At 52.8% G+C, this 10,079-nt stretch carries 11 protein-coding genes; 3 read left to right on the top strand and 8 right to left on the bottom strand.

The genetic code is table 11. The features are described 5' to 3' along the window. Positions 1-50 precede the first annotated feature (50 nt). Positions 51-1,883: an ABC transporter ATP-binding protein gene (locus J1782_RS03140; RefSeq protein ID WP_208950062.1), complete on the top strand. Its 1,833-nt coding sequence runs from the start codon at positions 51-53 to the stop codon at positions 1,881-1,883. A gap of 7 nt (positions 1,884-1,890) precedes the next feature. On the opposite strand, the gene J1782_RS03145 is transcribed toward J1782_RS03140, so the two are convergent. Further along, on the bottom strand, positions 1,891-3,018 hold the full coding sequence (locus J1782_RS03145; RefSeq protein WP_217152405.1) for a GNAT family N-acetyltransferase: 1,128 nt from the start codon (positions 3,016-3,018) through the stop codon (positions 1,891-1,893). A gap of 192 nt (positions 3,019-3,210) precedes the next feature. After that, on the bottom strand, positions 3,211-3,846 hold the full coding sequence (locus tag J1782_RS03150; RefSeq protein ID WP_152327605.1) for a carbonic anhydrase: 636 nt from the start codon (positions 3,844-3,846) through the stop codon (positions 3,211-3,213). Positions 3,847-4,067: 221 nt separating this feature from the next. Between J1782_RS03150 and msrA the strand changes: the two genes are divergently transcribed. Next, the gene (msrA, locus tag J1782_RS03155) at positions 4,068-4,610 is read left to right on the top strand and encodes a peptide-methionine (S)-S-oxide reductase MsrA (RefSeq protein ID WP_217152406.1); all 543 of its coding nucleotides are present in this window, start codon (positions 4,068-4,070) and stop codon (positions 4,608-4,610) included. 40 nt (positions 4,611-4,650) lie between these two features. Here the strand turns inward: msrA and J1782_RS03160 are convergent, their stop codons facing one another. The 6 genes from J1782_RS03160 to J1782_RS03185 all read right to left on the bottom strand — a co-directional run bounded on the left by J1782_RS03160 (position 4,651) and on the right by J1782_RS03185 (position 8,857). Next, on the bottom strand, positions 4,651-4,956 hold the full coding sequence (locus tag J1782_RS03160) for a hypothetical protein (RefSeq protein WP_217152407.1): 306 nt from the start codon (positions 4,954-4,956) through the stop codon (positions 4,651-4,653). 20 nt (positions 4,957-4,976) lie between these two features. Continuing rightward, positions 4,977-6,242: a PTS sugar transporter subunit IIC gene (locus tag J1782_RS03165; protein WP_152327602.1), complete on the bottom strand. Its 1,266-nt coding sequence runs from the start codon at positions 6,240-6,242 to the stop codon at positions 4,977-4,979. Positions 6,243-6,315: 73 nt separating this feature from the next. Continuing rightward, entirely contained in the window at positions 6,316-6,618 is a 303-nt protein-coding gene (locus J1782_RS03170) for a PTS sugar transporter subunit IIB (protein ID WP_165060888.1), read from the bottom strand. Between the two features lie 65 nt (positions 6,619-6,683). Beyond that, positions 6,684-7,127, bottom strand: coding sequence for a PTS sugar transporter subunit IIA (locus J1782_RS03175; RefSeq protein ID WP_208950060.1), 444 nt, complete (start codon positions 7,125-7,127; stop codon positions 6,684-6,686). A 205-nt stretch (positions 7,128-7,332) separates the two neighbouring features. After that, a complete protein-coding gene (locus J1782_RS03180; protein ID WP_152327599.1) occupies positions 7,333-7,929 on the bottom strand; it encodes an AAA family ATPase in 597 nt (198 codons plus the stop codon). Continuing rightward, positions 7,922-8,857 carry a tagatose-bisphosphate aldolase gene (locus J1782_RS03185; protein WP_217152408.1) on the bottom strand — a complete coding sequence of 312 codons (936 nt, stop codon included), beginning with the start codon at positions 8,855-8,857 and terminating at the stop codon, positions 7,922-7,924. The genes J1782_RS03180 and J1782_RS03185 overlap by 8 nt, the downstream gene beginning before the upstream one ends. 233 nt (positions 8,858-9,090) lie before the next feature. Between J1782_RS03185 and J1782_RS03190 the strand changes: the two genes are divergently transcribed. Further along, positions 9,091-10,023, top strand: coding sequence for a sugar-binding transcriptional regulator (locus J1782_RS03190; RefSeq protein WP_217152409.1), 933 nt, complete (start codon positions 9,091-9,093; stop codon positions 10,021-10,023). Positions 10,024-10,079: the final 56 nt, after the last annotated feature.

Below are 10,079 nucleotides of genomic sequence, written 5' to 3' on the forward strand. Positions count from 1 at the left end.
TGGCATGGGAAAGATCGACGTCGCCAGGGAAATTCCAGAGGGGGAATGCTATGCTTTTTCGCCGTTTCGAGCGAATGATCGACATTTTTCGGGAGGCACCGGGGGCTGAGCCGCCGGGTAAAGTCTGGCCTTTTTATCTTTATTATCTGCGTCAGGTCTGGCCGAGTTTTGCGGTATTGCTGGTCGTCGGGCTGGTGGCGTCACTGATTGAAGTGTCGCTGTTCAGCTATCTCAGCCAGATTATTGATCTCACCAAAGACACACCGCCGGGCAGTTTTTTCTCTGACCATATGGGCGAACTGCTGTGGATGGCAGCGGTGGCGATGATCATGCGGCCGGTGTTTTTCGGGCTGAATGATTTGCTGGTTCATCAGACGCTGACGCCCGGCATGACCAGCATGATCCGCTGGCAGAATCACAAATACGTCCTCAGACAGAGCCTCAACTTTTTCCAGAGCGATTTTGCCGGGCGTATTGCCCAGCGCATCATGCAGACCGGCAGTTCGCTGCGCGATTCTGCGGTACAAATGGTTGATGCCATCTGGCACGTGGTGATTTACGCTGCCAGCGCATTGTTTCTGTTTGCGCAAGCCGACTGGCGTCTGATGATCCCGCTGATTATCTGGATTTTCTGTTACGCAATCTGCCTGTGGTATTTCGTTCCGCGCGTGAAGCAGCGTTCGGTTGAATCGTCCGAAGCCCGTTCAAAACTGATGGGCTGCATTGTGGACGGCTATACCAATATTTCGACGCTCAAACTGTTCGCGCATACCGATCTGGAGCAGCAGTACGCACGTGAAGCCATCACGGAACAAACCATTAAAACCCAGCTGGCTGGTCGCCTGTTAACCGGCATGGCATTTGCGATTACCACGCTTAACGGTCTGCTGATTGTTTCCAGCACCGGGCTGGCGCTGTGGCTGTGGACACAATCGCTGATCACCGTCGGGGCTATTGCCCTGGCGACGGGGCTGGTGATTCGTATCGTGAATATGTCCGGCTGGATTATGTGGGTGGTGAACGGCATTTTCGAGAATATCGGTACGGTGCAGGATGGCCTGCACACCATCGCGCAGCCGCTGACCGTCACGGATAAGCCGCAGGCTCCGGCGCTGAAAGTTGATCGGGGTGCGATCCGTTTTGATCACGTGAACTTCAACTATGGAAAAGGCAGCCCGGTGATCCGGGATCTGGATCTGGCGATCCGCCCCGGTGAGAAGATCGGCCTGATCGGGCCTTCCGGCGCGGGGAAATCCACGCTGGTGAACCTCTTGCTCCGGCTTTACGACATCGATGGCGGGCGGATTTTAATTGATGAGCAGAATATTGCCGACGTCACGCAGGGCAGTCTGCGCGCGCAAATCGGTATGATCACGCAGGATACCTCGCTGCTGCACCGTTCGATTCGCGACAATCTGCTGTACGGCAGACCGGGCGCGACGGATGAAGAATTGCAGCTGGCGATACGTCAGGCGCGTGCCGATGAATTCATTCCGCAGCTTTATGATTCACTGGGGCGAACCGGGTTGGATGCGCACGTCGGGGAGCGCGGCGTGAAACTTTCCGGCGGGCAGCGTCAGCGTATCGCCATTGCCCGCGTGTTACTGAAAAATGCGCCGATCCTGATTATGGATGAAGCCACTTCTGCACTGGATTCAGAAGTGGAAGCGGCGATTCAGGAAAGCCTGGAAACGCTGATGGACGGTAAAACGGTGATTGCGATTGCGCACCGGTTATCGACCATTGCCAAAATGGATCGTCTGGTGGTGCTGGAAAAAGGGCAGATTGTTGAGACGGGAAGCCACGCCGAGCTGCTGGCGCACGGCGGTCTGTATGCCCGTTTGTGGCAGCATCAGACCGGTGGATTTGTCGGGATGGATTAATCTTTCTTTAAGACGGAGCGTGCCGGTAGGGCAGCACTTCACGGGCTTCATCGGCCCAGCGCTGCACGCCGGCACGCTCTTCCACCAGAAAATCTTCGACGGCGTCGCGCAGACCCGGATGCCGTAAATAGTGCCATGAGTCGGTGATCACCGGCTCAAACCCGCGCAGCAGTTTGTGTTCGCCCTGCGCGCCCGCATCGAACCGCGCCAGTCCGTGTGCAATCGCATATTCCATCCCCTGATAGAAACAGGTTTCGAAGTGCAGCCGGTCGAACTCCGCCAGACAGCCCCAGTAGCGGCCATAAAACGTATCGCCACTGATTAAGCTGAACGCCATCGCCACGTCGCGGCCATTTTGCTGCGCCATCACCACGCGGATCGCCTCCGGCATTCTTTCTGCCAGCAGGCTGAAAAAGGCGCGGGTCAGGTAGGGCGACTGGCCACGGATATGATAGGTATTGCTGTAGCAGGCGTAGACGAAATCCCACTGCGCTTCAGTAACCTGTGCGCCTTCCCTCCAGATAAATTCGATACCCTGTGATGCCACCTGTTCGCGTTCTTTGCGAAACTGTTTACGCTTGCGCGACGTGAGCGCATCGAGGTAATCCTGAAAATCGCGATAACCGCGGTTATGCCAGTGATATTGCAATCCCTGCCGGTGTTGCCAGACGGGTTCAGCCCCGATTAACCGGTTAGCGCGCACGTCAGTAAAATTGATGTGCGCGCCGGTCAGGCTGTTTTCTTGCAGATAATCCGGTAATGCCTGTAACAGGTTGACCGCAGCAGACTCATCGCCCAGCAGCCGTGCGCCGGTCACCGGGCTGAACGGCACGGCGCCCAGCCATTTGGGGTAATACGCAATGCCCGAGCGCTGGCAGGCATCCGCCCAGCCCTGATCAAACACGTATTCTCCGTAAGAATGGCGTTTTCGATAGCCGGGAATGGCCGCCAGAATTTTGCCGTTTTCCTCCCACAGAAGATGTTCCGCACGCCAGCCGGAATTTGGCCGCAGGCTGCCACTGTCTTCGAGCGTGGATAAAAACGCATGGCTGAGGAAGGGTTGTTGCGCTGGCACCAGTGCATCCCACTGCGCGGCAGGCAAATCGGCCAGACGGTTTAACGGCGTAAGGGGCATCAGTTTTCTCACTCTGGTGAAAAGGGGGTGTCGCGTTCAGATTATAATGAGTGTTGATTTAGCGGGCGCTGATTTAGTGCTCTGGAAAGGATTATTTCAAATAACGAACGGGGTGATGCTTTGATTTATCATCCGGAATATTACCCACAATATTCCGGATGATAATTAATTTTCCGGTATGCGAAAAATTAATTAACTGGCTCTGACTTCCGGATTATCTGACAGCGAAATAAAGCTGGCGCTCTTCGCATCAAATGCTTCGATACAGCCTGATTCAATATCGTAAACCCAGCCGTGCAGGGTCACTTCGCCTTTCGCTAATGCCACCGCCACGCAAGGGTGCGTGCGCAGGTTGCTCAGCTGTGCGACCACATTCTGATGCACCATGCCGTTGACGCGCGCTTCCGGCGTGGCGTGTTCAGTGGCTTCGTTGATGGCTTTTGCCGCATCGGAATAACGCAGCCAGTGAGCTACCGCTGGCATGTGATCCAGGCAGGTACAGTTAGCGATCGCGCCCATCGCGCCGCAGTTGGAATGCCCGCAGATCACGATATCTTTGACGCCCAGCGCCTTTACGGCGTACTCGACGGTGGCAGAAACGCCGCCCGGTTCCGGCCCGAATGGCGGCACAATGTTACCGGCATTACGGATAACAAACAGTTCGCCCGGTTCACGCTGCGTGACTAATTCCGGCACTAACCGGCTGTCAGAGCAGGATATAAACAGAGTCTTAGGATTTTGGTTTAATGCGAGTTCTTTGAATAACTTAGAGCGTTGCGGAAACGCTTCTTTCTGGAATCTGAGGAAGCCTTCAATTACGTCTTTCATAGGGGGAATTTCCTGTATTTCAATCGCAACGATACTGCCATGAAAAAAAATGCAGATCAATCAGACGGAAAATCACTACTCTTTATAAGGTAAATCAATTTGCCTAAAATATTATAAATTTCAGCAATGAAGAATTTCATACGGCATTTTTTATTATCTTCTCTTTATCTCTGCGTGTTCCGCCCCCATTATTTCTCTGTCCCCTAAATCAAGGAGTCTGTATGACAATCGAATACGCTATCTTCGGTGGCGGCTGTTTCTGGTGTACGGAAGCGGTGTTCAAAGACGTCATCGGCGTGGAGTCGGTGGAAAGTGTTTACACGGGCGGCACGCGCCCGAACCCGACGTATGAGCAGGTCTGCACGGGCGTAACCGGTCATGCAGAAGCCATTCGGGTCGGTTATGACCCGGCGAAACTCAGTTACGGCGATTTGCTGGATATTCACTTCGTCACGCATGATCCAACCCAGCTGAACCGTCAGGGAAATGATGTCGGCACGCAATACCGCTCGGCGATTTTCCCGGCTAACGAACAGCAAAAAGCAGAAGCGGAAGCAGCAATTCTGCGTGCGCAGCACGACCACAGTGATCCGATTGTGACCAGTATCGAACCGCTGGGCGAAGTGTACGTGGCGGAAGGTTATCACCAGAATTACTGGGAAGGTGCCGGGCAGCAGAACCGCTATTGCATGGCGGTGATCCCACCGAAACTGCAAAAGTTGCGTAAGAGCTTTGCGCAACGGACGAAATCGCTGAATCAGTAAATGGCAGAAGCCAGAACCTTCGTTCTGGCTTTTTTCTGCCTCAGAAACCGTAGCGGATGGCATCCTTACTTTTTTGCATCAGCGCATCGATTTTCTCCGAATATACCTCCAGCCCCTGACCGTCACCGGCTTCCGAACACTGGCGTCGCCGCACGTTATAAGCTTTCATCAATTGCGCCTGTGCAAATCCCGGCTTGCCATAACAGGCCATACTTTGTTCCCAGCAGACAATGGCCGCGTCCAGATCCTGTTGTTCCTGAAACTGTTTTCCCAGTTCGTTCAGCGCTTTCGCCGAATCCTGTGGCGGCAGTTGCTGCGCTAAAATTTGTTCAATGCGTGTGTCCATAACCTTAACCTCCGGATCACTTAGTGGAAGAAGTTGAGAATGTGGCCGAATACCAGCCCGACGCTGATGACGTCCGAATCACTGAAGGTCACGTTCGAGAAACCGAACTTGCCGAGCAGCGGCAGTAAAAGAGCAGGCAGCAGGGTGATAAACAGGCCGTGGAAGATGCCGCCGATAATCGCGCCGCGCCGTCCGCCCACCGCATTACCGAAAATACCCGCCGTGCCGCCCGCGAAGAAGTTGGTCAGCATGCCTGGTAAAATCATCGCCAGCCCCAGACTCGGAAACAGGAACATGCCGATGACAGAACCGATGGTGGTGGAAATAAAACCGATGATGACGGCGTTCGGTGCGTAGGGGAAAAGCACCGGGCAATCGAGCGCCGGAATGGCGTTGGGCACGATGCGCAGGGCGATGCCACGGAATGCTGGCACGATTTCCGCCAGCAGCAGGCGTACACCGGAGAGCAGCACGTAAACGCCGACCACAAACTGAATGGATTGCAGGAACGAGTAGACCAGATAGTTAACGTTGTTGGCGAAAGGCGCGACGACCTCCGGCCCGGCGGCGATGGCGGGGATCAGGTAAATCGGGATCATCACCACCATCATCGACAGATAGGTGTCTTGCAGGAAGGAGAGTGCCTGCGGCAATTCGAGATCTTCGGTGCTTTTGTTGACGTTACCGGTGATTTTCGCCACACCAGCCTGCACAATGTAACCGATAGTACAGAAATGGCCGAGCGCAAAGTCATCAGAGCCGGTAATTTTGCGCACAATCGGTTGTGCCAGCACCGGCATACCGACCGCCATCACACCGGCAATCACGCCGCCGGTAATGATCAGCTCCGCACCGCGCAGGCCGCCCATATAGCCGATAACGGAACAGACGGTCGCCATCCACAATGACGCCTGACCGGTGAGGAAGATATATTTAAAGCGGGTCAGACGGGCAATCAGGATATTAACGATAAACGCCAGAACCATAATTAATGCGGTTTCCCGCCCGAGCGTTTGTTGTGCGATACCGGCGATTGAACCGACGTCGGTGACCACGCCGCGCATATGAAAACCTTTCTGGAATATTTCGCCCAGGAAGGTCAGCGCATTGACAATAATACTGGCGCCGGAAAGTAAAACCAGAAATCCGAGCAGCGTTTTTAATGTGCCGGTAATAACTTGCCCCGGACTTTTCTTTAATGCAATCAGGCCAATCATGGCAATCAGCGAAATTAATATTGATGCCTGGCCTAATACATCATTGACAATAAAGTGAAGGAAAGACATAAGTGTCCCCTGTAGAGTTCACGGTAATTGTTCTGTAGATTTATACGTTCTGTGAGTCAAAACGTTATTATTATCAGATTGCCAGGTGACCCATTTCCTGAAGGACAGGCGTCAGCTTGGTTTTTATTTCATTTTTATCCACCAGGCGTTTGAGGTAAATAATATTGGCGCTGATGGTGTAATGCTGGAACTGTGATCTGAAGTTTTCGCCGGTCATAATAATGTCGGCTCTGGATGAGGTAGCGCTGGAAATATCGCAGTGCGATAAATCCGCCTCCACGCCTAAATCTTTCAGCGCGGCTTCAATACTCATTTCACAGGCAAAACTGCTGCCTAAACCCGCACCGCATACCGCAAGAATAGATAACTTTTTCATCACGTTTCCTTAGGTTCTTTGTAGGTGTTCATTAAGGGTTATGTTCGTCTCTCTACACTTCACGTTTAAAACTGCCGGATAATGTCTAAAGCTTCCTGCTTGTTTTTACTCAGTTTTAATTTTTTAGCCGCTTCATCATCGCAGAAAAGATGAGAGAGGCTGGCGATCATTTCAATGTGAGAGTGGCTGTCCACGGCGGCCAGCGCGAAGATGACATAAACCGGATCATTATCTTCGCTGCCAAATTCGACGCCTTCTGAAACAATCACCAGAGAGAGTGCCGTTCTTACCACACCTTCTTCCGGCCTGGCGTGAGGCATGGCAATACCTTCTCCCAGCACATAATAAGGACCGATTTCGCGGTGCATATCATATATTGCCTGAAGATAGCGACTTTCGGCGGCGCCGGAATCAATTAAAGGCTGCACAGCTAATGCCACGGCACTTTTCCAGTCATCAATTTTGGTAATAATGGTGGTGTTACTTTCATTAATCCAGTCGCTTAACATAATACCTCTTCATATGAATAGGGTCTTTTCTCAGTATGATATTTATTTAAAATAAAAACTGTGATCTATCCAGTCCTGTTAGTCATCAATGAAAGATATTAATTTCAGGCGACGTGAAGGAATCAATGATAGTAGTGTATTAACAAGGTCCTGATATCAGAATTGGCTTACTTTTCAGTAAATGAATATTTCCTCATGGACGTATTTATTGAATCTGTGTATTGAAGGAATTCATTATCCATTCGTGAATACCAACAATATTAACAGGCTTATTTTGTCCAATAACATTCTGGTCAACACAATAAACTGGCCCTAACGTCATTGGTCGTGCATTTCCGGCGAGAATTTTTAATTCGGGAATATATTCTGCCCCGACGTGTCCGGGTAAACGTTCCCCGAGTCGTGAAGCAAAACGTTCCGCAGCGAGTTCTGCATCAATCTGACACCAGATTTCGAGAACCTGCGTGACGCCCGCCCGTTGCAGATAATCCTGCAACACCTCTTTTGGCTGGAAACCAAACCACGCATCGGCAATAAAGGTGCTGCCCTGCGGTGCGCCGCCGATGATATCCCAGATAACCTGATAACTTGCCAGCCCGAGCACGCGGTTAAAAGGGCGATCGACATTTTGCAGCCGCTGAAGAAACGGGTTTTTGATGCCATCAAGCGACAGTTGCAGCCAGCCGCTGTATTCAGAAAGCTCAACGGCGAGCCGGCTTTTACCTGACGCCGGGATCCCGTTTACCAGGATGACGCGTTTGCCGGTAAAGCCATTTCGTGAGGCGCTTCTGTTTTCAGACATGTTCCACCTGTTCAGTTTGGTTGCGGGTCGGGGCTTGGAAATATTGCTGAATAACAGCCTGAAGTTCGTTCAGCCGCGGAACCGCCAGCGATTCGAGCCGGGATTTTGTCGCGCTGCGATCCAGCGAGATACAGTCTTTCCACAGAGAACGCCCGGCAATCACGCCTGATGCGCCTTCGCTCATGGCATCCGCCACTTGTTTGAGGAAGGTGGAATGATCTACGCCCGCGGAAAGCACCGCCCACGGCACGTCGCCGGCGAGTTCTGTAATGTCGGCACAGGCTTGTTTCGAGCCCGGATAAGGCAGTTTCAGCACCTTCGCGCCGCATTCCAGGCAAATCCTCGTGCCGCCATAAATCAGTGACGGGACTTTTTCTTTATATTCTTCCTCGGTTTCATTGTCGAGTTTATAGGTGAGGAACTCCACCACCAGCAGCAGGTCTTCGCGGGCGAAATCGTCAATGCACTGACGCAAAATATCGATGTTGTGACGGTTCGCCGCTTCCTGATCCGAACGCAGATACACCATGATTTTGCCGCCGGTCGCACCCAGTTCACGTACGCGCCGCGCATCAACGTTCGCCACCAGCCGTGACAGACGGTAGCCTTCCGGTGAATTATCCCAGCCTGATGCATCAAGGCCAATCAGCAGGGCGGTGTCGCGGGCAATAATACCGTTGTCCACCAGCTGTGGCACGGCGCAGACCGGATCGACGAGAACACAGGACGCTTTACTGGCGAGATATTGGGTGATATCGGCTTTAATCAGCCCGAGCTCGTGTTCTGAAATGGCAGATTGTTGTTGCGGATCGCTGGCGAGCAGGCTGCGCATGGCACCGCGCTGGTCACAGGCGATCACCAGCATTGCGCCATTTTTGCCACAAATCTGCTGATAGCTGCGTAATTCTGAAGTAGACATTTTTGACATGGAACTCTCCTTTGCGTGAAATTTATTACAGATGAAAAAATCTCGATTACACTGGACGTTCTGTCTTTTCCCCCCGACGAAAAGGGGCGGAAAATCGCGTAACACGCCGTTTTACAAGGGTTGAAGCCCGATCCGGCACATTGCATTTTTACAGGTGTTGCGCAATAATCCCTCAATCGACGATTTGAGTGTAATTCATTACTGAAAGGAATTTCAAGCTGAAAGAGCCAATTTTGCAAGATATTGCAGCAACGCGTGCCATGATGCACCTGGTGGCCAAGCTGCATTACGAGTCTGATATGTCTCAGGTGGAGATTGCACGCAAGCTGGATGTGTCGACGGCAACCATCTCCCGGCTGCTGAATAAAGCCCGTGCGGCGGGGATTGTGCGCATTGAAGTGGTGGGATTATCTTCTCCTGAAGACATGACTTCAGACCTGATAAAACGTCTCGGACTGAAACACGCCTATGTTGTGGATGCGCCGCCGGGTAATGTGCTCGGCGCGCTGGCGACGCCGCTGGCTTCTCTTTTACAGGAAGCCGGTTTGGGTGCGGGATCGGTGTTGGGTATCGGCTGGGGCAGGGCCGTGCGCGAGGTGACGCTGGCCGGTATGCCGCGTCTGCCGGGCATTATGACCGTGGCGCTCAATGGCGGAATGCAGCAGTCTGCGCCGCATTTTCAGATCACCGAGTTCGTGCGTCGCGCGGCAGAACAGATGGAAGGCACGCCGTATTTTCTGCATGCGCCTTATATTTCTTCGGCAGAATTGCGTGATGCATTTCTCGCCGACCCGAGCGTGAAAGAAATTATTTCGCTGTGGGACCGCCTCGATGCAGCGATTGTCGGCGTGGGACTGACGCATACACCAAAACCGAGCGAATCCACCACCGCCACGCCGGGCGAACAGGCGCTCAGCGACGCGGCGGGCGATGTGCTGCGCCATTACTTCACTGAGTCCGGTGATTTATTGCACTGGGAAGGTGAGGAGCGAATGATTGCGGCTTCGGTCGAACAACTGCGTAAAACGCCGCTGACCATTGGCGTGGCTGCCACGCCGGAAAAGGCCGCCGGGATTATCGGTGCAGTACGTTCGGGTATGATTAATTCGCTGGTCACCGACGTGAATACCGCGCAGGCTATTCTGGATAAACTGCCGGTGGCATGACGGCCTGATTTTTTAAAAGAAGTTTTCAAAAAAGCGCAAAAGAAAAAGGCATTCCC

This window comes from Rahnella sp. BCC 1045 (assembly GCF_019049615.1).
GTDB classification, from domain to species: domain Bacteria; phylum Pseudomonadota; class Gammaproteobacteria; order Enterobacterales; family Enterobacteriaceae; genus Rahnella; species Rahnella contaminans.

What these genes read in the sequence shown, in the direction of transcription:
- J1782_RS03140 (WP_208950062.1), top strand. Translation starts at nt 51, where the DNA reads ATGCTTTTTCGCCGTTTCGAGCGAATGATCGACATTTTTCGGGAGGCA.
- J1782_RS03145 (WP_217152405.1), bottom strand. Translation starts at nt 3,018, where the DNA reads ATGCCCCTTACGCCGTTAAACCGTCTGGCCGATTTGCCTGCCGCGCAG.
- J1782_RS03150 (WP_152327605.1), bottom strand. Translation starts at nt 3,846, where the DNA reads ATGAAAGACGTAATTGAAGGCTTCCTCAGATTCCAGAAAGAAGCGTTT.
- msrA (WP_217152406.1), top strand. Translation starts at nt 4,068, where the DNA reads ATGACAATCGAATACGCTATCTTCGGTGGCGGCTGTTTCTGGTGTACG.
- J1782_RS03160 (WP_217152407.1), bottom strand. Translation starts at nt 4,956, where the DNA reads ATGGACACACGCATTGAACAAATTTTAGCGCAGCAACTGCCGCCACAG.
- J1782_RS03165 (WP_152327602.1), bottom strand. Translation starts at nt 6,242, where the DNA reads ATGTCTTTCCTTCACTTTATTGTCAATGATGTATTAGGCCAGGCATCA.
- J1782_RS03170 (WP_165060888.1), bottom strand. Translation starts at nt 6,618, where the DNA reads ATGAAAAAGTTATCTATTCTTGCGGTATGCGGTGCGGGTTTAGGCAGC.
- J1782_RS03175 (WP_208950060.1), bottom strand. Translation starts at nt 7,127, where the DNA reads ATGTTAAGCGACTGGATTAATGAAAGTAACACCACCATTATTACCAAA.
- J1782_RS03180 (WP_152327599.1), bottom strand. Translation starts at nt 7,929, where the DNA reads ATGTCTGAAAACAGAAGCGCCTCACGAAATGGCTTTACCGGCAAACGC.
- J1782_RS03185 (WP_217152408.1), bottom strand. Translation starts at nt 8,857, where the DNA reads ATGTCAAAAATGTCTACTTCAGAATTACGCAGCTATCAGCAGATTTGT.